Origin of the sequence: Paenibacillus agri (genome assembly GCF_013359945.1) — a bacterium.
Taxonomy (GTDB): domain Bacteria; phylum Bacillota; class Bacilli; order Paenibacillales; family Paenibacillaceae; genus Paenibacillus_AQ; species Paenibacillus_AQ agri.
This window is the reverse complement of the sequence record NZ_JABWCS010000221.1, coordinates 122,468-145,398: the sequence shown is the minus strand read 5'-3', so window position 1 is coordinate 145,398 and position 22,931 is coordinate 122,468. Positions and strand designations below refer to the sequence as shown.

Below are 22,931 nucleotides of genomic sequence, written 5' to 3'. Positions count from 1 at the left end.
TTGATCTGATGGACACTTCATTATAGCTATAGTGTGCTCCTTCATCAGAAAAACTAAACCCTGGGGAAGAGGTTCGTATAGGTTTGCCTGTAGCGGCACAATCTAACAGTGTAACCACTCCCAGATCTTTTTCCCATTTCAGAGTAAGGAGGCGTGTTTAGATGAAGTTGACCATCAGGCCAGGCTCCTCCAGTTTCCTGCGCCGGATCAGTCTCTGCTGGGTAGTTGGAATGCTGCTGCTGACCCCAGGCTATGCCGGAGCCGAACCGGTGCATTCCACGCAGGAGCAGCAGCATAATGATGAGCAGCACCACATGCTGGGCCATGGCCACCGGATGATCCTGATCGATGCCGGGCACGGGGGTGTGGATGGCGGTACCTCCCATGGGAAAATTCTCGAAAAAGATATAACCCTGGATATCTCCCGCAAACTGTTCCTGCTGCTGCGCAGCGATGGTTTTGATGCGATTCTGAACCGTAACGGCGACTATGCGCCCAGTGAAGAGAACCACTGGCTGCGTAGCTCCTCCCGTCATCTGCGCGATCTGGCCCAGCGCAAAGAGCTGGCCGAGACGCTGCCCGCCAACATTGTCGTCAGCATCCATATCAACTGGGCTTCTTCCCCGTCCAAGCATGGACCGCTGGTGCTATATCGCCAGGAAGGGCGCAGCTTCATGCTCGCCAAGTCGATCCAGAGCCAGTTGAACCATCTGTATGGCACGCAGACGGATTCAAGACCAGGCAAGCCCTTTTATCTGCTCAATAAAATAACCGCCACAACGGTAATCGTCGAGGCGGGTTTTATCAGCAGTCCAACGGACCGGGCGAAATTGTGCAGCCCTGCGGGCCAGCAGGAGATTGCCGAAGCTGTAGCGAACGGCATTGCCGCTTATCTTATGGAAGTGTAGGCTTGGGAGCCCACTTCCATTCTTCTTTTACAAGATCGGAGATCCCGATGAAGTCGACCGTGTTCTTCATGTCTTCAATGCCGCCGCGAATCCCCGCTGCGGTATTTTTGCCTTGCACACCGACATGTCCGATGGTTACGCAGTAATGCTGATTCAGCGCCCGCTCCTGCACAAGACGCATTTGCTTCCGCACATGGCTTGCGGTATGAACATCATCAAGAAAAATATGGTTCTCCACACGGGGCAAACCGATCTCTTGTGCAACCTGGCCCACCACAGAACGGTAATTAGTCTTGCTGTCCACGAAGAATAGTCCACGCTCCTTGCAGACAGCCAATATAATACCCATGATCCGGGGATCTCCCGTCACTTTTGAACCCATATGATTGTTGATGCCTATAGCATAAGGTACATTTTCCAGCGCCGCCTCGACTTTCTGCCGCACTTCCGCGTCGGTCATCTTCGCCAGCACTGCTCCTGGGCCCAACCACTCCGGTCTGCCGCTCTTTGGCTCCATCGGCAGATGGACCAGCACATCGTCTCCCCGCTCATGAGCACGTTTTGCGTCCTGCTGGGAGGTAGGCAGGAACGGCATCACCGCCACAGTGAGCTTAATCGGCAGGGAAAAGATTTCGTCTGTTCCCTTCATGCCGTTGCCGAAATCATCAATAATGATGGCTACCCGGCTGCGGGTCTGACGTGTACCCTTCCCCTTCGCCTCATTGCCCGTTGGTACAGTGCTTTTTGGACCGTTCAACGAAGCCTTCGGTTGTCCATTGACATCAGCAACGACACCAGCCGTGGTCTGGACCCCCTCACTGTTCACGGCTTCTGCTGCTGTATAGCTCCCGGATATCGCCAGGCATCCGGCGGACAGCAGTACAGCTATGGTTCTCCCCCCGGTCATGAGCCGATGATGCCATTGATATTTCCTCATGCCCTCATCTCCTTCTCACTTTGGATTGTGTTCTCATTGTTTGAAGTTTGGAGGGCAATTATGTAGAAGTGAATCTGCGCAATAATTAACATTCGCCTTGAGAAGGATCACGGTCGAGCTTAAGAGAGACTTTGATAACGGGAAAACACCTAAAGGGGTGAAATTCTTGTAAACCAAAGGTTCATTTTGTTCCTTAGGGTACAAGTATGCTGTTATTTTAAAAGTCTGCATCATTTGCGATAATTTACGCTGTGTTGTTTAATGCGCTATATAATACAATTGAATTTGATTATTTTTTACCTTAATATTGAAAATAAACAAAAATTAATCACTTGGAAAGGGGATGGTCACAATTCTCGGATATCTGTTTATTTTTATAGCTAATTTTATATTTGCCTATTTTATTTATGATGACGCAAGCATGGTTAAGCCTTTATTCCAATCTATTATTATAGTACTTGTAAGTTTCATTATGGATCTCGTAAGCAGACACAGAAAAGAAAAGCTCAATAAAGAACTATAAAAATGTATCCTCAATGAAGCTTAAAGATAATTCCTCACAAATATGCATTATAATGAATACTGCTTCAAGCATACCGATCCCCTATATTGGAGAATCTAATTCCATGGACATTGTTGCCGACATCACCAAAAGCCCGCTCAGACGGTCGTTATATCACTTCACCAGGGCCTCCAATCTGCAAGCCATCGCCCATTTCGATGCCCTGTACCCGCCATCCGTTATTGCGCCTCAGCTATCGGAAGGCATGCGCCGCAGAGAGAAACATACCACCCTGTTCAATGAGCAAGCGGTAGTTCTGAACGCTCATTTGCGCATTACCGGCGAGGCAATGGACCCTAACACTTCTCCGGAGCAATTTAGAACCTGTCTCGACCGTCATGTATTCCTCTGGCCTACTAAACGCGATTGCCTGGCGATGCTCGGTATGTATTCCCGCCGGGAGCCTGATGAATCCTTTGCCATTCTCCAACTGGATGCTGCTGCACTACTGACGGATCATTTTGACATCATTGCGCTGTCCAAATATGATTCCGGGAGCTCTCCGCGGTATCCCCACCGGATGTCCTACCGGAAGTCCTGCGAAATGTTTCTCCCACTCAATCGCTTCAGGCAATCAACAGCCACTTTTGTCCCGGGTAAGCCCTCCGAGATCAAAGAAATTCTGGTCAAAGGTCCATTAATACCGCTCAGCAAATACTTGCAGACTGTATATTGCACAGCAGAGTCGCTGGTCCCACAACAGTGGAGAGCCTTGACCGAAACTTTAGCGGAACTACGTGAAGACAATAAATGATAGCTACTGCGACGATCTCGCAATCTCACTGCAATTAGCTCCAATTCTATCCTCAATCCGTCACACTCACCAGCACAGCTCTAGCGATCTGAACATCATCATCGGACAACCATACTCTGACCGTAAGAGCGGTGCCTTTTTGTCCCATCAAAGAAGCCAGATCTACCGCAGAACCTTCCTCATATCTGGAGATCAGTTGATTTTTCACTGAACTTATATGTCTGATAAAAAATTTTGTTGCGGCATTCAGGGAGATATCGGTATACAACTCACTGGCTGGAGTCACCGTTTCCGATATTGATACAGTAGTTATATACTTAGGGTTCTGATAGACTGTGATGGTACTTTGCCCCGCCGCCTTCAGATCACCGAACAGGTCACTTGTGCTCTCATCCAGTCCCGCCATAATTCCTTTGTTCTCATCTATATATTCAACCTTCTGATTACCGAACGGCAGGAGATTGCGATCCACAATCCCAATCACCGCTATACCCCCAATCCCCGTTACAAGGAAAAAGACAACGACGGCATTCAGTACCTGCTCTCTCGACCGCGCCCTCCGCTCGATCCTTTTATACACAGCAATCCCAAGCAGCCCTCCGAGTAGATTCAGCAGAACATCGTCGATATCGCTGCTGCCGAGTGCCAACACATACTGGATGACCTCAAGCGATACTGCCGTGGCCACCAAGATGCCAACCTTGAACCGAAAAGAGCGTATTACACCCATGTAAGATACGAAAACCCCCAAAGGAATAAACAGGGCAATGTTACCCAAAGTATTCTCCAGCAGTCGTTTTAACCCTATAGAATCATCGCTGAAGTAAGTTGTAATTATGTGATAGGGAATGAGGTTCACACTTCGCAAAGCAAAACCAGGTGTGCTGAAAATTGCTGTTACAGGGATCGTCTTGAATAGGATAAGGTTGATGGCTATCACAGCATACCCGGCAAATAAAAGATAGAAAGCTACTTTCACTATGCTGTTTCTCCTCTGGATGAGTTCCATTTACACATACCTCCCAAGTAAAATATGCTCCTATTTTCACAAGCGCCTTCTAACTCTTATCATAACTGGCTCCCTTTGATTTGTAAAATATTCCATTATAAACAAAAAGCAGCGAATCTCCTCTATACAAGAAGACTCGCTGCTTACTAGTACTGCAGCCATTTGCCAATGGCCACATATCAAATTACAAATGCCGCTTCCGTATCTTTAAGATTACTTAAGAGTACCTTGACCTGGTCGGACATTTCTTTCATTTCATTGACCTGGTTCATCTGGCTCTTGACGCTTTCGGAAGATAAGTATGTCTTCTCGGATGACTGCCGGGCAATCTCGGTCATCTGCACGATCGAAGCTGTCGCTTCTTCCGTTCCTGCAGAAATTTCCTGGGAGGCAGCGGATACCTCCTGAATGCGGTTGAATACGGCCTCTATTTTACCCCGTATATTCTTGAGAATGACTCCAGCTTCCTCTGTCAATTGCATTCCGCCGGTAACTTCATCATTCACCGCCCCCATGGAGTTCAAGGCAGCTTCAGACTCCGTCTGCAGCGTATGAACCAGCCCGGAGATTTCCTCAGCCGACAGGCCCGTTTGCTCCGAGAGCTTGCGGATTTCTCCGGCCACTACGGCAAATCCCCGGCCAGATTCACCGGCTCTCGCTGCCTCAATGGCTGCGTTCAATGCGAGCAGATTGGTCTGGGAAGAGATTTGCCGGATAATCTGGAGGATCTCGTCAATTCTTTTGGTTTTATCAGTCAAGTTATGCAGCACTTCGTTCAACTGATTCACGGTAGACTTGATCCGTCCCATCTGATGAACCGTCTCTTCGAGCGAAGTATCACCTTGCTGAGCCAGTGACGTTGCTTCTTCGCTGATATCAGCGACACTCTGGGATGAATCTGCAATGCGCTGAATGCCCCCGGCTGCCTCCTCCATAGCATCAGCATTGTCCTGTGACAGCTGCAATTGCAAGTTGCTGCCGTCATACAACTCTTGAATACTAGATGCAATCTCCTGCGCAGCTGCTTCGGTTGTTTCCGCGTTTACCACCAGCCGGTCCACCGCCCTGCTAACCTGCCCGGTTCCGAACCGTACGCTACCGATCAGATGTGTCAGGCTCTCAGTCATTTGGCCAAAAGTCTGATACAGAAGGCCGATCTCATCCTTACGCCGCTGCACAGGAATTTTGATCCGTAGATTGCCGCGAGAAATCTCCGTCGCCAGCTCCATAACGTCACGGATCGGCTTAGAGATTTTCAGGTGAATTAAAAAGTACTGGATAGACCCGAATAAAGCCAACAGGATCAGACCAATGATCGAAGTATTGAACAATAGCTTGTCCGTTGATTTCAGTTCCCGTGTTAAGGAAAATACGACATCCACCACATAAGCAGTTTTACTATCAATATGTACGGGGGCGATAAATTGTAGCTGTTCATCCTTGTAAAAGCTCTGCTCCCGGTTATCACTTAAGGTTTGCAGCGCTTCTGGCGTGATTGCCTGACCCACTAGCGAACCATCCTTGGCAGCAATGACCTTTCCGCCTTCCGCTGCCTCATAGATTTTCATGGATACAATTTCCGGCTGCATCCGCACCTGCTGCTCCAGGTAGTTCTGCAGACTATCATCGTTAGTCTGGATCGCTGCACCGAAGGTCTTGACCATCATCTGCGCCTGCTCCGTATTTTCATCAATAACCAAATTCCGGTTCTGTAAATGCACAGCAGTAATAATGATTGTAACCATCATGACGAACATAATCAGCAGCATGAGGTTAAGCTTACGGGGCAGATTCCAGAACGGAAGCTTGATCTTCTGGTTTGTACTGTCAGTCATTGGTTCGTTTATCTGTGAATTGTCCATCATTGTTCTCTCCCTTCCGAGTTGCGGGTCAGGGGATAACGATTTTGACTTCGGTCCCTTGTCCGGGCGCGGAAGTGATCGTAACTCCGTAATTCTGCCCGTAATATAGCTTGAGACGTTCATCCACGTTGTGAATGCCGATTCCGCCCAGCTTGGATCGTACCTGTGGTACCGGCTCTTGCCTTGAAGCCTCAGTGCCGGCTTCAAGAATGGCAGGATCAAAGCCTGCTCCGTCATCCTTAATGATAAACTGTACGCTGCCTTCGACTGTCCTGCCACAGCTGATCTCAAGAGATCCCGGTCCGTTTTTCTCTCGTATGCCATGGTAAATCGCATTTTCAACCATCGGCTGCAAAATGATTTTGGGAATGACCAGATCCGACAAAGCGGGATCATATCCCAGCTCGTATGACAATTTGTCGCCATACCGTTCTTTCTGGATGATCAAATACTTGGAGACATGCGCCATCTCTTTTTCAATCGTCGTGAATTCTTCACCACCGCTCAGTGACAGCTGGAAGAACTCGGCGAGCGCCTTCGTCGTTGATATGACCCGCTCGGTATCCTGAAACTCCGCCATCCATACAATCGTATCCAGCGTATTATATAGAAAATGCGGGTTAATCTGGCTGTGCAGCACACTGAGCTCATGCAGACGCAGCGATCTCTCCTTGGTCTCAATATCCTTCAGCAGTTGACGGATCTCCAGTACCATAGAGTTGAAGTGCCGGGCAAGTCCCTGCACCTCTGTAACACCGGTCTCAGGCACACTGATGGCCAGTAGTCCACTCTCGACCTGCTGCATCGCCTGCTCCAGCCGGTGGATCGGCCGGGTCATGCTCTTCGCAATCCAAGGCGACGTTACCAAGATAAGCAGCAGCAGTGCTGCGCCAACCATAATAAACGATTTCATCAGCTGCATGCGAATCTGCTGCAATCCGTCCAAAGAACTGACGCCTACCAGCGTCCAATCTGTCCCCTTCAGATGGGTCTGGTAGACTAGACGGTTCTCCTTCAGATCATATCCCTGGGCCTGCTGACTCATGGCAATCAGCTGCTTCTGCTTGTCGCTGTCCACAAAATACGAAACGTCCTTATGATAGACCATTTCATGCTTGCTGTTGATGATAAAAGCATACCCTTTGCTGCCTAGCTCCAAGCCGTTGAGATAGTCCTCAAGTCCCTTGTATTTGATGTCCAGCAGCACTACTCCAAGATTCTGTCCACGCTCATCTTTGACCTCCTGACTCAAGGAAATCACCCAGTTATCCTTGTCCATAGAGAACTTCTGCATCCGTGCAGAGGTAAGCGCAGGAATGTTACTATGTATGGCAGCTACGTACCATGGCTCTTCCATCATATCCGACGAACGTCTCATATTCAATTTTTGTTCATTAGATAATACATAGCCATCCTTGCCGATCACGATCACCGACTGAATAAACGGGTCCGAAATCAGTACATTCTGGATGAACTGAAGGACATCCCGCTCCCCGGTTTTATTCTTTTCTGCCAGCGTCCGGAGGGTCTCGGGATTGCGGGCGAGCATCGTGGACAGCACGTTGAGACGGTCAATATACATCTCCACATACGTGCCGCCCTTGGCAATCGCCATCTGACTGGATTCTACGGACTGGTTCATCACCACTCTGGATATACCGACATAAAGAACACTGCCCGTAATCCCGACCGTCAGAATGCTTATCAGAATGTAAATCCACAGAATCCGAAATTGTAACGAGCGAAAGAAGGGTTTCATTACTCTTTGATCCTTTCACGGTATTGCAGGGGCGACATGCCAAATTTCTTCTTGAAAGAAGAACTGAAATAGTTCGGGTTATCGAACCCTGCGTCCGCGGAAATTTCGTACACCTTTTTATCTGAAGCCAGTAGCTGCAGCTTGGCCCGTTCCAGCCTGAGGGATACGATATAGTCCTGAAAAGACACCTTGAACAGCTTTTTGAACAATGTACTCATATAGCCTGAACTGAAGCCCATCTGCTCCGCTAATGCGGTTAGCGAGAACTCCGGATTTGCGAGGTTGCTCTCAATCACCTGAGCCACATGCTGTTTTTCACCTTCCGGTTCACTGACCGGCACGGTTCCGCCTGTCCGCGACTGCATATCCTTGAGAAGGGTCAGCAGTTCAGTCTGCTGACCCTCATTCTTAAGTTTATTCACCAGTTTGCTCAAGACCTCGAACACATCTTTTCTAGAGACGGGCTTCAGTACATAATCATCGATCCCGATCTTCAAAGCAGTTACCGCATAGTCGTAATAATCATAACCGGTAATCACCGCAATCTTGACATCCGGCTTCAGCACCTTGATTCTTGTCGCAAAGTCCAGTCCGTTCATGCGCGGCATGTTAATATCCAGCAACACAAGATCCGGGAGCTGCTCCTCAAAAATCCGCAATCCTTCGTCTCCGCTCGCGGCTTCATAGATTTCACCAATATGAAGTTCATCGAAAGGGACGAAACGCTTGATGCCGTTTCTTACCAGATCCTCGTCTTCAACAAGCAGCAGCTTATACATAACCTTTAGACTCCTTCATCCTCATTTAGCGACAACAATCAGATCTCCATACCCTTCCTTATCCATGTCTGCCAGCGGAACGAAACGGATGGAGGCACTGTTGATACAGTAGCGTTTGCCGCCCTTGTCTGCCGGTCCATCATCGAAAACATGACCCAGATGAATATCGCCTGCCCGGCTCCGTACCTCTGTACGGGTCATGCCAAAGCTGTGGTCCTCGTCGTAGGTTACTACCTCCGGAATAATTGGCTTGGTGAAGCTCGGCCAGCCACAGCCGGCATCATATTTATCAGCACTGGCGAACAGCGGCTCACCTGTTGTGACATCTACGTAGATGCCTGGCTCAAATTGATCCCAATACTCATTGGAGTACGCATGCTCAGTATCGGCTAATACGGCTACCTGATACTGGATCTTGGTCAGCTTCTTTTTCAGTTCCTCATTGCTTGGCTTAGGATATTTAGCGGCATCAATGTGGATATTCACATCTTGCACCACGCTCAGATCAATGTGACAGTACCCGTTCGGATTCTTCTCCAGATAATCCTGGTGATACTCTTCTGCCAAATAGAAGTTGCTTAGCGGCAGTGCTTCGGTAACGATTTTCTTGTCATATTTCAGCTGTTCCTTCGCGATAGCATCCTTAATCACGGTCAGATCCGCAGCATTGCTCGAATAAATCCCAGTCCGGTATTGAATTCCCTGATCATTGCCTTGCTTATTGACACTTGTCGGGTCGATGACCTTGAAGAACGCAGCGATAAGCTGTTCGAGACTCACCCGCTTCGGATCATAGGTGACCTTGACCGTCTCAGCGAACCCCCTGTCCCCGCGGACAACATCTTCATAAGAAGGATTCTCTCCGGTACCGTTGGCATAGCCGGACACAGCATCGCTAACCCCGTATACCCGGGCCATGTAAGCTTCGATGCCCCAGAAGCACCCGCCGGCAAAATAAATATCGCGCAGTTCACTCCCTGAGTAATCCACTTCCTTGTTCGGATTCGGCAGAGAAGCTGTCGTCGCTGTGCCCCCGCCTGCGGAAGCAATCCCTCCCGCTCCTTCAGTGATTAAATTATACGGTGTGCAAGCACTTAGTACCAGCAATAGCAGCATTGAACCTATCAGTCCTAGTCGTTTCATAATTCCCTCCCGTATCCTTCTGTTTTAATGTATGGATTGAAATGTCTCGGCAATCACTTCATTGGTGTTATGTCCGGGTGCGCTTTTGACCAGAATGCCATCCGAACCGATATAATAAGAAGAGGGATATCCTCTCACGCCAAATTTACGAGTCAAAGTACCTCCGTCATCCAACAGCACCTGAATATGGTTGTACCCTCTTTTGGAGAACCAGTTTGTAAAATCAGCAGCCGATTGTTCCCCATTGTATCCAGGACTGACGATCGTCAGCACCTTATAGTCATGCTGCTCACTCGACAGCTGATCCAGTTCATCCAGCCCAGCCAGGCAAATAGGGCACCAGGACGCCCAGAATTTCACATATACCTTCTGCCCTTTGAAATCAGCTAAGGACACTTCATTTCCCTGCAAATCTTTAAGCGTGAACGCTGGTGCAGGCTGCCCCTTGTTCACTGCCCCTCCAGCTACCGATGCTGAAGTGACACCCTCTCTACCATAAATACCAATCGCGCCTATCACTAGTAGGGCAGCTATTGCGACCCAGACCCATGTCTTCATCTTTTTCATGACGCCTTCCTCCTTCTACACTTGAAAATAGGTTGTAATCAGGTTCAGCTTATTGCTAACCAGCAGCAGTCCCATCACAATTAATACGATGCCTGAGATGGCCTTCAATACGCGCATATGCTTATAAATCCGACGCACCTTCGTTAACAGCAGGCTGGAGAATATAGCCATGACCAGAAACGGTAACGCCAAGCCCAGGGTATAGATCAGCATATACATCCCTCCCGCGCCCGCCGAGCCGCCGCTTGCCGAAAGACCCAGCACAGCCGCAAGCACAGGACCGATACAAGGAGTCCAGCCAAAGCTGAACGTGAACCCGAGCAGAAAGGCGCCCCCGAATCCTTTTTTATGCTGTAAATCAGCGTCTATGCGCTTTTCCTTTTCCAGAAAAGAAAGCCTGATCACGCCCGTCTGGTAGATCCCAAAGAGGATAACGACGATGCCGCAGACTGTAATGAAATACGAACTCCCCAGGACTCCGCCAAGCGCGCCTGCCCCGAAACCAAGCAGGACGAAAACTGCCGAAAGCCCCAGAATAAACATCAAGGTTCTACCTATAAGCAGTGGCGAGATTGTCATCTTCCCCAGCTTCCAAGCCCCTTCTTGGCCGCTGCCTTGCTCTGAACTGCCGAGGTAGGCAAGATACACAGGCAGTAACGGTAATATACAAGGGGAAAAGAACGACAGTACACCCGCAGTAAACACACTTCCAAAATAAATCGACTCCGTCACCACTTTCGCCTCCTAACAGAAACTCCATTCTAGCCGTACTTCTAGTGTAGGTTAATCTATCCAGATATAACATCCAAGCTGATCAGCATTTTCTATAAAATAATCATGTGTTGCTACAAGCATTGCCCATCTAACACGCAAGAAGACCACTCATCCGATGAAGGATAAGTGGTCTTCTGCTGTATTAGCTTATGATGGGGGGCGAATAGTTAAGTCGCTTGTCCAGCATCCCGACTTAAGAACCCTGCGCTGGCGCAGGGTGTTCCTCAATGTACGCCAGCGCGTTGTATACGAGTTCCGCAGCTTCGGCGCGTGTGATCTTCTCCTGCGGCTTGAAATTGTTGTTCTGATCCAGCTTGGCAATTCCAAGCACAAGTGCAAGCTGAACGGACCCGTCAAATGCAGTGCTAAGCTGGCCCTGGTCGCCAAATTCCATCGGCTTGATTTTGATCATCTGCAGAATGCTGCTCGTCCCCATGGCCAGAATCAAATGGTGGGTGAACTCTTCCTTGGTCCATGCTGCTCCGGGGTCCAGATCTTTGGACAGGTCAATGTTGTTGTTGGCCGCAATGATCAGAGTATTGGCATACCACGCAGCATCATTTGCTTTAGGGAAATAATCAGTCGCATGCGGCTCTTTGATAAATCGCAACAGATCAATATTCAAATCAAAGGCATTAACAAGAAGCTGAATTCCCTGAGCTGCAGTCAGTGTGCCCTTAGGATCAAAGCGATCACTGCTAACACCCTGTATGTAGCCCTTTTGCTGCAAAGAGATGATCTTATCCTTGGCCGGGATATTTGCAAGATCGGTAAATGCCACCCCGGCGGCAAAGCTTTGTCCAGTAATCGTGAGGGTAAGTATAGCTGCAGCCCCCAGCATTGCAATTTTTTTGTTCATCATTGTTGTCACCTCGCCAGTAATTGGGATGTTACATCCCCATAGACGAGTGTTAGCATATAATGTTGCAGCCCGGAGCTATTAAATCTGGCTTGCAGGCAATGGCTGTTTTGCATAGCGGTTGACCGGAACAGAGAGTCCCAAATGGCCCCGCAAGGTTGTACTGTCATATTCCGTCCGGTAGATGCCCCGTTCCTGAAGTATCGGTACGACTAGCTCGACAAAGTCAGTCAGGCTGTCCGGTAGTGCAGGTGGAACGAATATAAATCCGTCGGCGGCGCCATTTTCAAACCAATACGTCAGCGTATCCGCCACTTGCTCCGGTGTACCACGCAGGGAATCATCCGATGACACATTGCTGATTTTAGAGTAAAGCTCGCCGATGGTCAGGTCCTCTTCACGAATGATTTTTTGAATTCTATCAAAATCACTCTGGATGCTGTTCACTTCCCGCCAAGCCACCTGTGATGCAGGGGTATCCAGACTGTAGGCAGTCAGATCAACATTCCCCACATAGCCGGACAAGAATCGCAGTGCCTGCTCCTGTATAACCGTAGAGTCCAATAGCGCCGCCTTCTCTGCTGCCTCAGCTTCCGTACGCCCGATAATCGGAGAAATGCCCTGCAGAATAAGCAGCTCATCCTCCCTCCGTCCATATTTGGACATCCTACCTTTCAATTCTTTGTAGAAGTCTTTGGCTTCTTCAAACGATTTCTTGTGACTGAATACCACCTCAGCCGTTCTTGCAGCCAGCTCTTGCCCCGGATTGGAGGAGCCTGCCTGGAATAGCACCGGATGACCCTGTGGAGTGCGTCCAATATTGAGCGGCCCCCTAACTTGGAAGAACTCGCCTTCATAATTGAGCAGATGCACCTTCTCCGGATTATAAAATTCGCCAGTTTCCTTGTTGCGGATAAAAGCATCCTCTTCCCATGAATCCCATAAGCCCTTCACTACATCGATGAATTCCTCTGCAATCTTGTACCGGTCATCATGAAGGAGATGCTCCTTCCGGCTGAAGTTAAGTGCAGTAAGTCCAGTCGCATCAGCGGTGGTCACCACATTCCATCCAGCTCTCCCTCCACTAATGATATCGACCGAAGCGAATTGCCGGGCTAAATTATAGGGCTCGTTATAGGTGGTGGAAGCAGTGGCTACAACCCCGATATGGCTAGTTGCACCCGCAATAGCAGTAATCAGGACAGTAGGGTCAAATCTATTTAGTATTTGTGAATGTGAATTCTCGTCAACAGCCAAACTGTCAGCGATAAAGGCCGCATCAAACAGGCCTCTTTCGGCTTCCTGGGCGATTTTTTTATAAAAGCCTACATCGATACTGGCATCCGCTTGTGCTTGCGGCAGCCGCCACGAACCGATATGCATGCCGGTTCCGACAATATATAAACCGATTTTAATTTGTCTAGCGTCAGACATGGATTTCATCCTCTCCGTAATAGACCTGAATGATTGCAGATGGAAAAAAGAACCTGTTAAACATAGTTAATAAATTGGTATACTCAGTTTTAATTTGAATTTATGATACATTAGATTGCAGTGGAAATCAATTCCTCTATTGAGCAACTAAGGATTGACATTCGAAGTAAAGCTGGTATGATTTTAATAATTCTCATGTGTTTACTAGGAATTAAGCATCATTATTTTTCATTTAACTTTAGGAGGGTCTTTACAGATGAGTAAGAAATCAAAATGGGGTCGGCTTTTATTAACAGGATCTATGGTATTGGCAGTTTTGCTGGTATCTGCGTGCAGTAGCAAAGAGACAGGCACTGCCGGTGAAGCTTCACTGAAAATAGGAACGACAGATATTCAGAGCGATTTGTGGAACTTTGTTCGGGATCAAGCCAAAGAAGAGGGATTGAAGATTGAGGTCGTCACCCTATCTGGTCAGGTAGATATGAACCAATCGCTCGCCGATGGAGACCTCGAAGCCAACGCCTTCCAGCATATCGCTTATCTGACAAGCTGGAACGGCATTCACAATTCTTCTCTGGTGGCCGCGGATACGACGATTATTGCCCCCCTCGGCATCTACTCCAAGAAAATTAAGAATGTAGATGAGATTAAAGACGGCGCCAAGATTGCGATCCCGAACGATCAGTCCAATCTGGTCCGGGCCTTGAAGCTGCTCGAAACAGCCAAACTTATTAAGCTCCCAGAGGACTTCGACCTTGCCAAGGGCGGGGTGGATCAAATTGCAGAGAACCCTCATAAGCTCGACATTATTACAGCGCAAAGCGGTATGCTTCCAAGAGTGCTGGATGACGTTGACGCAGCCATTATTAATAATGGTGTAGCTCTTGAGGCAGGATACAAGCTGGATACCTCCCTATTCCATGAGAATGAAGAAGAGAGTGCCTATGTTAACGTAGTGGCAACGAAAGAGGATATTCTAAAAGACAAAGCAGAGGCCTTCAAGAAGTTGAACACCGTACTTCACTCTGACAAGGTCAAAGAGTATATTCAGCAAAGATATGAAGGAAACTTCATCCCTGTCACTCGTACCATTGATGATGTTGTAGAAACATTTAATAAAGAATACGGAAAGAAATAGCATAACGTAAAAAGGATCAAAGTATCTGATTTCCAGATATTTTGATCCTTTTTCTTTTGTCCTCAGACGCCATTTCTATACCAAATGTTCTTCCAACAAAGATACAAACAACTCCATCGCTGGGCTAAGCCACTTATTCTTATGATGGGAGCAGATCGCTGTGATACGTTCAGATTCAAGCGCTGTCGGCAGTTCAATAAGAGATTGATTCCTTAGCTCTTCTTCCACTGCAAAGCGTGGTAAATAGGCTACTCCTAAATTACTGCTTACACAGCGCTTCGTTGCTTCAATGCTCCCGACCTCAATGATGTTGTCCATTACAATGTTCTTGTCTTTAATATACTGATCGAATTTTTGCTGAAAAATGCTGCTTGGATCATTAACGATCATGCTGACTGCTTTAACCTGATTCTTCGCCGTAAAGTTATGCTGATCTTCGACCAGCAGCGGTGAAGCGATCAACACCAGGTCATGTGCAGACAAAGATCTGTTCATTACAGAGGCAGAACTCCCCCCTACATCATAATGTATCCCCAGATCAGCTCCCCCGCTTACGATTTTGTCTTTAATGACATAGCAGTTTAGGGCTTGCAGGGATAACTTCACACGCGGAGCCTGCTCTTTAAAAGCTTTTAGAAGAGGCTGGAATTTATAGATCAATAGAGATTCAGGAATAGCAACATTCAGGTCACCGCTAATTTCAAGTGTGCTTTTACCATAGTTACTAATCTGTTCAGTAGACTTAATGATGTTATCGATCAGCGGCAAAATCTCTTTTCCGGCTTGCGTCAGTACCATCTTCCGTCCTATCTTTTCAAAGATCTTGACGTTTAGTTCCTGTTCAAGCTGCTGCATCTGAAAGGTAATCGTAGACTGTGTATAGTTTAGCTGCCGGGCGGCATTTTGAAAGCTTCCAGCTTCTAAAATGGTTTTCACTGTGTACAAATATTTCAATTCCATGAGAATATCCTTCTTTCAGTTCAATAGAATCGAATTTTATTATTCATTGTTTCAATTATATTAAAATATCGATTTATGCTATCGTAACGTAAAAGGAGGTGCTTTTCAATTGAATATTACACTATGGATCTCTTTTTTCGCATATGCAATAACGACAGCTCTTTCGCCAGGACCTAACAACATTCTCGCATTAAATGAAGTCAGTACTTATGGGTTGAAAAAAAGCAAGCCGCTGCTGCTCGGAATTTATACTGGCTTTCTGGCAGTGATGATCCTTTGCGGCTTCTTCAGCGTAATCTTGGGAAGATATCTGCCTCGCATCCTGATCTATTTAAAATATGTCGGCAGTATGTATATCTTGTACCTCGCCTTCCGTACGATCACAAGTAAACCTGCAAAGAATGAAGATCAGGAATCAGGCTCGTCATCCTTTTTGCGCGGCTTTATTTTGCAATTCGTAAATGTGAAAATAATATTATGGGGGCTGACCGTTTTCATCGCTTACATTCTCCCCTATTATTCCTCGTATCCTGCAATTGCCGGCTTTATCCTCTTGTCGGCTGCAATCGGTAACGGGGCAACACATGTATGGGTTATCGCTGGCGTGCTGCTTCATAATGTCATTAACAACTACTGGCGAGTGGTCAATGTAATTATGGCGTTATTGCTAGTTTATAGTGCTATTAATCTACTGCTAGATTGAGAAGGAGTCCGAAATAATGTCCTATGAGAAGATTGTTACGTATTTTGAAGAACAGGGAATGACCGGTCGAATCAAGCATTTTGACAGTTCATGTGCAACGGTTGAGGAAGCGGCTAATACCATTGGTGTTGTGCCCGCCCGAATTGCCAAGACACTAAGTATCAGAAAAGATGAGGGTTGCATGCTGATCGTAATGGCCGGTGACGTGGGTATCGACAATAAGAAGTTCCGTCATTACTTTGGTATGAAGGCTAGGATGCTTACGGCATCCGAAGTGGAGGAACAACTGGATCAGCGGGTTGGCGGTGTCTGTCCCTTCGCTGTCGCGGATCACATTCCTGTGTATATCGATGTCTCAGTTAAACGCTTTGATACGCTGTTCCCGGCATGCGGCAGTCCCACCAGCGTAGTTGAGCTGACGCCTGATGAACTTTTCACCCATGGCCATGCTACCGAGTGGGTGGATATTGCGAAGCAAGTAGAGAGCAAGTAAAACAATAAACAAAGCCCATTATAGCCGCAAGAACACGCCATAACTTTTTATACTTCAAAAAAATAGAAGCCTCCATCCCGCTTCAGTGCCGGTTTGGAGGCTTGTTGGAAGTCGGCTCATCAAGGATAAGCATATCCAAAATCTTCATTAGGCCTACCGCCTAGATTAAACGCTGTTTCTAACCACCGGATAAAATAGTTTTAACAGCAAATAGGAGCATTGTGCTTAAACAACCTATTACTTCTTAGTAATCGTAAACCAATTCACATTTAAGCCGCCTAAAGTTGGAAAAGATAAAGCAATTTGCTGTTCTGTAGATGAAAGTACGACATCATGCGAGATGGTGGTCCAGGTCTGCCATCCTCCCGTTGCCGGGACTGTAATGGTGCCGAATATTGCTCCGCCTCCAGCCCGTTCAAATTGAATTTGACTGCCATTGGGGCTAGCTACCCTATAGCTGATAGTGTAAGTCCCCGGAGAAAGGGGAGTTGGCGTTGAATAAGTCATCCAGTCACCAGGATCGATCCATCCCACATTTTGCCCTCCACCAACGTCTGTTGTGTCTTGCTTCTGAACGCCATTACTTTCGATGTAATTCTCTGCCTCAATTCTTATACTCGGTGTTTTCTCCTCGACTTTAATCCAGTTAAGATTAAACCCTCCAGAGGGAAATGATAATTTTAAAAGCTGCTCTCCGGCGGAAAGATTAACATCATGGGAAATTGTGGTCCAGGTCTGCCAACCGCCTGTAGCAGGGACTTGGGCAGAACCAAATACCTGACCTGTAGTACCATTCTCAGCTTGAATGGTGCCGCCTCCATTTGGACTGGCTACCCTGTAACTTACTTTATACGTATTAGAGGAAGCGACATTGACGGGATAGTTCACCCAATCGCCGGGATCGATCCAGCCAACATTTAGGCCACCGCCTGTATCCGTAGTATTCTGGGTTTGTACTCCAGACATGCTGGAATAATTCTCAGCTTCTATCGTACTCGGCACACTAAAGGACGTGCTAGGCTGTTGACCGCCACCCATCCATAAAAGAGCATTAATAATAAGTTTATTCTGCGTCTCATCAGAAAAAGTATAGGATTTCGCTGTGTTATTGGCATAGTTCATATCATTATGGCCCATATTGGCATACATCATTTTATAATTTTTATTGGACCACACTATAGGATAATAACCACTGTACCAAGATTGGTTGGGATCCGTGCCAAGAGGAAAACTCACAGGATCGACAGAATACAAGATATCAATATTGGGTTTGGTGCGCAGATCAACCGACCAGCTATACCATTCGCTTGCAGGGGTTTTGAATGTTGCAGGCATATTACTGGTAGCAGGATGGGTACTGTTCTCAAGGCGTAAGGTAGCTGGCGTTGGGAACCACGTGTTTGATCTAAAGGCTCCCGACCCCAAAAATTCGTTATAGTACCAGTTCCATGAAGATGGGTTTGTGGTGAAAGCACTTACATGAAAACCCAGCCATCCACCGCCATTTCTCATATATTGCTCAAATGCGGGTCTTTGGGCAGCAGGGGGTACATCATCTAAAAAAATGACAACCTTGTACTGGGAAAGATTAGACGTATTTAATTTACTCCAATCGTTCGTCGATTCGTATGAAAAATTGTACTGACTGGCAAACTCGGGAAATCTTCTGTTTGCTTCATTTACAAAGCTTATATGGGCTGCGTCCCAAGTTCCGTTGTAAAAAGCTAGGACTTTAAATTGCGGACTGGCTTCTGCGGCTTTGGCACCATAACTGAAAAAAGAACTTATGAATATGAAACTCATACAGATAGCAAAAAACCGGGTTAACAATGTATTCGATTGTGTTACTTTGGACATTTCCCTACCTCCATTTCTTTTTTGAAGTTCGCTTGGAGTAGTTACGCAGAGCGGCCAATTAATTTTTATGCATTATTAAATTTATATATGATACAGAAATCGCACTGAGCTTCCTAACGGGAACGAATCTTCCCCGGGGAAGCGCCATAATGTATTTTGAACAAATGATAGAAGTGACTAAGATTGTCAAAGCCGGCTTCATAGGAGATTTCCAGAATCGTCAGATTAGTGGTGAGCAAAAGATTTTTGGCATAACCGAGCCTCAATTGATTGATGTACGCGGTCGGTGTCGTGTGGAGATATTGCTTGAATACGCGGTTGATATGGCCAACACTATGATCGGATATTTCATTCAAGCGGCTCAGACCGCCTGTGAAATTTTCTTTTTTCTGCATGTCCATAAGAAGTGCATTCAGCCACTGCGGGATCTCTTTCTGGTTCTGATCCTGATCATTGAAAAAGTAGTAGGTCAACGCATCCGTCAGAAAACTGCGCGCTAAAATCCTGGCCCTCTGCTTATTTATGCTCGTATACAGATGAATCAGCTTGCTCTTCTGGACGAGCGTCTCCATATCGAAAGACGGCAGAATGACATAAGGCGGCATCTTCAAGCCTTTCAGCTTCCCGGCAAAGACGGAATTTTCAAAATAATGAAAAGCATCCTCCACCACTTCTTTATAAAAGTTAACATTAATGAATTGGCAGTCACTCTCCTCATAAAAATCATACCAGTGCATGTCGTCCGGGCGGATGAACACCATCGTGTTAGGCTCCAGAACCTGTGCCTCGCCATTAATATGATGTACGCATCTACCTTCTGTGATAATGAAAATTTCATAATAATCATGATAGTGCAGCGGTGTGGTGTGCTTAATCGAATATTCAATATGAAAAGTGGACTGTACCTGGGGGTCAATCAGCGTTTCGGCTTTTAAAAGGGTCGCTTGTGTCAATTCTTCTCACCTCATATGATGTCAACTCCGGCCAACGGCCTGTTCTTCAATCTCCTGTTAAATCCTATGTTAATATAGCACAAAAAAAGATGAAACAATACAAGACTATACTGATATTCAGCTGATACTATATACCAATATAGCACAATAAAATTCTTAAAAAGCAGGTGGAATGCAGATGCAATTGTTAACACTTAGCGGTATATGGCAGATGAAAAAAACGAACGATTCGGAATGGATCAACGGCAACGTTCCTGGCTCTGTGTTTAATGATTTACTTCAGGCCGGTCAAATGGAAGACCCGTTCTTCAGAGATAATGAATATGACGCGCTGGAGCTGTCCAAATCCGATTTTGAATACACCAGAGAGTTTTCCGTGGAAAAAGATCTTCTGGACCATGATGTTGTCCTGCTGCGTTGCGAGGGGCTGGATACCCTATGTGACCTTTCTATAAATGGTACGCTTGTTTTGAAAGCGGATAACATGCACAGAACCTATGAGATTGACGTAAAGGATGTGCTCGTTCCCGGGATCAATGTGATCCATGTCCTCATTCAATCGGCAACCCTGTACGCTTTGGAAAAAGAAAAAGAACAGCATCTCTCAAGCTGCGCGGATGCCGTTCCAGGGATCTCCCATATCCGCAAGGCGCACAGTATGTTCGGCTGGGATTGGGGTCCGCAAATTCCCGATGCGGGGATTTGGCGGGACATCACCATTCACGGCTATGACAATGGGCGAATTGATGATGTATATGTGACCCAGACACATAGCGAGAACAAGGTCCATCTGGACATCAAGGTAGATCTTCAGCATTGGTCGGAAGCCGAATTACACCTGCGGGCCGTTCTGGAATCCCCGGATGGGCAAGTGTACGAACAGGTGTCCGCCGTCAACCTTTCTCAGACCTCACTGGCTCTGGCAATTACCGACCCGCAAATCTGGTGGCCGAACAATTTCGGCAGTCAACCTTTGTATACCTTAAAGGTGGAACTGTCTAGCGGTGCTAAAGTCATTGATGACAAAACACTTACGATCGGTCTTCGCACGCTAACTGTCAAGCAAGTCAAAGATACTTGGGGCGAGTCCTTCGAGTTTGAAGTCAACGGTAAAAGCATCTTCGCCATGGGCGCGAACTATATCCCGGAAGATAACGTCTTCGGGCGGATCAACTATGAAAAAACAGAAAAATTGATTAAAAGCTGTGTGGAAGCTAACTACAACTGTATCCGTGTGTGGGGTGGCGGGTATTATGCCGATGATTATTTCTATGATCTGTGCGACCAGTATGGCTTGATTGTGTGGCAGGATCATATGTATGCGTGTGGAAATTACGATTTTACCGACGAGTTCAAAGACAGCATCACGCTAGAAACGATCGATAATATGAAAAGAATCCGTCACCACGCCTCCCTCGGCCTGTGGAGCGGCAACAATGAGCTGGAATATGCCTGGGCATATTGGGGCTGGGGAGAACGGTACGGCGAAAAGCTGAAACAAGACTATCTTAAGCAATTTGAAGAGTATTTGCCGGAGTTGTCCAAATCGCTTGATCCAAACACCTTCTACTGGCGGTCATCCCCTTCCTCCACGGGTAACTTCGATGACCCGAACAACGAGAACATTGGGGATATGCATTATTGGGATGTCTGGCACGGACGCAAGCCGATCACCGAATTCAGAACTCTTTTCCCGCGCTTCATGTCGGAGTTTGGTCTGCAATCCTTCCCGTCACTAAAAACTGTGGAGTCGTTCACACTGCCAGAAGACCGGAATATCTTCTCCTACGTCATGGAGTCTCACCAGAAGAACGGAACCGGCAATGAGAAGATTCTGTACTATATCAGCGAATATTTTAAATATCCGAAAGATTTCGATAACCTGCTGTATGTCTCCCAGCTTATACAGGCGGAAGGCATGCGCAATGGGATCGAGCACTGGAGAAGAAACCGCGGAAGATGTATGGGCGCTATTTATTGGCAGCTGAATGACATCTGGCCGGTAGCTTCCTGGTCCAGTCTGGACTATTTCGGCAGATGGAAAGCAGGTCATTACGCGGCTAAAAGATTCTTCGCTCCGGTACTGGCCTCCGCGTGCGAAGAAGGAACCACTGTCTCGCTGCATGTGACCAACGAAACCTTGAACGAAACCACAGGACACCTAAGCTGGCGTCTCCTGAACACCCGTTCCGAACTCATTCAGAGCGGTGAGCTGGCGGTATCTGTTGATGCTCTTTCCACCCAGGAGATCGCAAGCCTGGATTTCGGTTCTGTACTGGACACCAAACAGAAGCTGAGAGAAAGCTACCTGGAATTCGACTATATCGTAGACGGTCAATCGGTCAGCGGAGGAACTGTGCTTTTCGTAAAATCCAAGCATTTTAATTACCTGGACCCACAGATCAGCACCTCTGTCACCGAGACAGAAGATCAGTTTATCGTTGAAGTTAAGAGCGAGTCGCTCGCCAAATTTGTGGAGCTTAGTTTAAGTGATACGGATTCCCTTTGGAGCGATAACATCTTTGACTTGTCCGCTTCTGCCGCAAAAACCGTCACCGTCCTGAAAGATAGCCTGTCAGAGCAGCTTACACTGGAAGCCTTTAAAGAGCAGCTTACCGTTCGTAGTTTGTTCGATACATTTGAATAACAATCATAAAGAGGCTCGTAAACGTCTGCAAAAGCAGGTTTACGAGCCTCTTGTTATGCTATGCTTCGGACGATGCCTTCCCCATTGCTCGGGCTATTCAGCGCTAGTGATTACCGCCATAGTGACTGCTGAAGTATCAAAAGCTTTTAATATTGTGCAAAGCCTAATACTAGGGCGATACTTTGTGTGAGGTGCGATAGAACAGATTTCATCGCCCAAACTTAACATTATCGTTTCTAATAATGGGCTTTGCACCTTATTATTTTCCATTACAAATAAAGGGCTGGAAGCTATGAATACACCATTCAGCAGTTGCTGGAACAAATCTCGACCTTGGAGTCGGGCTATGATTTCCAGAGATATGTCAGCGCACTAGAGCCTTACCTAGAACCATATCCGACGATTACGCTAAAACAAATTCAGAAGTTGTTCCCTAAGACTAAGAAGCTAAAAGTACCTGATCTCTCATCCATCGACTTTCGATTAGTGACGTATCTGAGTTGGGTAGATATTGCTTCGAATAAATTATTCATTATATATCCATTCGAAGGGCAGTTCATTGGGATTGAGGGAAGAATTACGCCGACACATAAGAGCGGGTATTGCCTGTTCTGCAACCGGCATCAAGAGCTTGCTTTCTTCTAGGTCAAGACCAAACCTGCGAACGCTTCGCCGGATAATTATTCTGCGGTTGGTCAATACGTCTGTATGGACAACGATAAATGCAATGGGATTATTACCGATACAGGACCGCTGGAGAAGTTCATTCTTTCGGTTCGAAAATAACAACGGACCAAGAACCACACCGAGCATACGCTCGCATGTGGTTCTTG

General features: G+C 47.0%; 19 protein-coding genes and 1 pseudogene. 7 read left to right on the top strand and 13 right to left on the bottom strand.

Annotated features, from left to right (window positions below; translation table 11 throughout):
- The first annotated feature begins 161 nt into the window (after window positions 1-161).
- Window positions 162-908: an N-acetylmuramoyl-L-alanine amidase family protein gene (locus HPT30_RS27345; protein WP_246317485.1), complete on the top strand. Its 747-nt coding sequence runs from the start codon at window positions 162-164 to the stop codon at window positions 906-908.
- Here HPT30_RS27345 and HPT30_RS27340 read toward each other — a convergent pair.
- Window positions 895-1,845 (bottom strand): divergent polysaccharide deacetylase family protein, encoded by a 951-nt coding sequence (locus tag HPT30_RS27340; protein ID WP_246317484.1) that lies wholly within the window; start codon window positions 1,843-1,845, stop codon window positions 895-897. The genes HPT30_RS27345 and HPT30_RS27340 overlap by 14 nt on opposite strands.
- Before the next feature lie 626 nt (window positions 1,846-2,471).
- Here HPT30_RS27340 and HPT30_RS27335 point away from each other — a divergent pair.
- A complete protein-coding gene (locus HPT30_RS27335) occupies window positions 2,472-3,161 on the top strand; it encodes a DUF7002 family protein (protein WP_175374432.1) in 690 nt (229 codons plus the stop codon).
- Between the two features lie 52 nt (window positions 3,162-3,213).
- On the opposite strand, the gene HPT30_RS27330 is transcribed toward HPT30_RS27335, so the two are convergent.
- From HPT30_RS27330 to HPT30_RS27290, 9 genes are all read right to left on the bottom strand, one after another.
- Window positions 3,214-4,140, bottom strand: coding sequence for a VanZ family protein (locus tag HPT30_RS27330; protein WP_175374431.1), 927 nt, complete (start codon window positions 4,138-4,140; stop codon window positions 3,214-3,216).
- Between the two features lie 209 nt (window positions 4,141-4,349).
- Window positions 4,350-6,035, bottom strand: coding sequence for a methyl-accepting chemotaxis protein (locus tag HPT30_RS27325; protein WP_175374430.1), 1,686 nt, complete (start codon window positions 6,033-6,035; stop codon window positions 4,350-4,352).
- Window positions 6,036-6,060: 25 nt separating this feature from the next.
- Window positions 6,061-7,791, bottom strand: coding sequence for a cache domain-containing sensor histidine kinase (locus tag HPT30_RS27320; protein ID WP_175374429.1), 1,731 nt, complete (start codon window positions 7,789-7,791; stop codon window positions 6,061-6,063).
- Window positions 7,791-8,570 carry a response regulator transcription factor gene (locus HPT30_RS27315; protein WP_175374428.1) on the bottom strand — a complete coding sequence of 260 codons (780 nt, stop codon included), beginning with the start codon at window positions 8,568-8,570 and terminating at the stop codon, window positions 7,791-7,793. The genes HPT30_RS27320 and HPT30_RS27315 overlap by 1 nt, the downstream gene beginning before the upstream one ends.
- Before the next feature lie 21 nt (window positions 8,571-8,591).
- The gene (msrB, locus tag HPT30_RS27310) at window positions 8,592-9,713 is read right to left on the bottom strand and encodes a peptide-methionine (R)-S-oxide reductase MsrB (protein WP_175374427.1); all 1,122 of its coding nucleotides are present in this window, start codon (window positions 9,711-9,713) and stop codon (window positions 8,592-8,594) included.
- Between the two features lie 24 nt (window positions 9,714-9,737).
- Entirely contained in the window at window positions 9,738-10,280 is a 543-nt protein-coding gene (locus HPT30_RS27305; RefSeq protein WP_246317481.1) for a TlpA family protein disulfide reductase, read from the bottom strand.
- 15 nt (window positions 10,281-10,295) lie between these two features.
- Window positions 10,296-11,012 carry a cytochrome c biogenesis CcdA family protein gene (locus tag HPT30_RS27300; RefSeq protein WP_175374426.1) on the bottom strand — a complete coding sequence of 239 codons (717 nt, stop codon included), beginning with the start codon at window positions 11,010-11,012 and terminating at the stop codon, window positions 10,296-10,298.
- Between the two features lie 235 nt (window positions 11,013-11,247).
- On the bottom strand, window positions 11,248-11,916 hold the full coding sequence (locus HPT30_RS27295; protein WP_175374425.1) for an S-layer homology domain-containing protein: 669 nt from the start codon (window positions 11,914-11,916) through the stop codon (window positions 11,248-11,250).
- A gap of 78 nt (window positions 11,917-11,994) precedes the next feature.
- On the bottom strand, window positions 11,995-13,347 hold the full coding sequence (locus tag HPT30_RS27290) for an LLM class flavin-dependent oxidoreductase (RefSeq protein ID WP_175374424.1): 1,353 nt from the start codon (window positions 13,345-13,347) through the stop codon (window positions 11,995-11,997).
- Window positions 13,348-13,603: 256 nt separating this feature from the next.
- Here HPT30_RS27290 and HPT30_RS27285 point away from each other — a divergent pair, with 256 nt between their 5' ends.
- The gene (locus tag HPT30_RS27285; protein ID WP_175374423.1) at window positions 13,604-14,485 is read left to right on the top strand and encodes a MetQ/NlpA family ABC transporter substrate-binding protein; all 882 of its coding nucleotides are present in this window, start codon (window positions 13,604-13,606) and stop codon (window positions 14,483-14,485) included.
- A 75-nt stretch (window positions 14,486-14,560) separates the two neighbouring features.
- On the opposite strand, the gene HPT30_RS27280 is transcribed toward HPT30_RS27285, so the two are convergent.
- Window positions 14,561-15,445 (bottom strand): LysR family transcriptional regulator, encoded by an 885-nt coding sequence (locus HPT30_RS27280; RefSeq protein ID WP_175374422.1) that lies wholly within the window; start codon window positions 15,443-15,445, stop codon window positions 14,561-14,563.
- A 109-nt stretch (window positions 15,446-15,554) separates the two neighbouring features.
- Between HPT30_RS27280 and HPT30_RS27275 the strand changes: the two genes are divergently transcribed.
- Window positions 15,555-16,148 (top strand): LysE family transporter, encoded by a 594-nt coding sequence (locus tag HPT30_RS27275; protein ID WP_175374421.1) that lies wholly within the window; start codon window positions 15,555-15,557, stop codon window positions 16,146-16,148.
- A gap of 16 nt (window positions 16,149-16,164) precedes the next feature.
- Window positions 16,165-16,641, top strand: a complete 477-nt coding sequence (locus HPT30_RS27270) for a YbaK/EbsC family protein (protein ID WP_175374420.1) — start codon at window positions 16,165-16,167, stop codon at window positions 16,639-16,641.
- A gap of 237 nt (window positions 16,642-16,878) precedes the next feature.
- Here the strand turns inward: HPT30_RS27270 and HPT30_RS27265 are convergent, their stop codons facing one another.
- Together HPT30_RS27265 and HPT30_RS27260 are read right to left on the bottom strand one after the other, a co-directional pair.
- Window positions 16,879-18,498, bottom strand: coding sequence for a carbohydrate-binding protein (locus tag HPT30_RS27265; RefSeq protein WP_175374419.1), 1,620 nt, complete (start codon window positions 18,496-18,498; stop codon window positions 16,879-16,881).
- A 113-nt stretch (window positions 18,499-18,611) separates the two neighbouring features.
- A complete protein-coding gene (locus HPT30_RS27260; protein ID WP_175374418.1) occupies window positions 18,612-19,451 on the bottom strand; it encodes a helix-turn-helix domain-containing protein in 840 nt (279 codons plus the stop codon).
- Window positions 19,452-19,629: 178 nt separating this feature from the next.
- Here HPT30_RS27260 and HPT30_RS27255 point away from each other — a divergent pair, with 178 nt between their 5' ends.
- Window positions 19,630-22,098, top strand: a complete 2,469-nt coding sequence (locus HPT30_RS27255) for a beta-mannosidase (RefSeq protein ID WP_175374417.1) — start codon at window positions 19,630-19,632, stop codon at window positions 22,096-22,098.
- Between the two features lie 306 nt (window positions 22,099-22,404).
- Window positions 22,405-22,884 (top strand): annotated as a pseudogene (locus tag HPT30_RS30160) (FusB/FusC family EF-G-binding protein); the annotation flags it as partial.
- Window positions 22,885-22,931 lie beyond the last annotated feature (47 nt).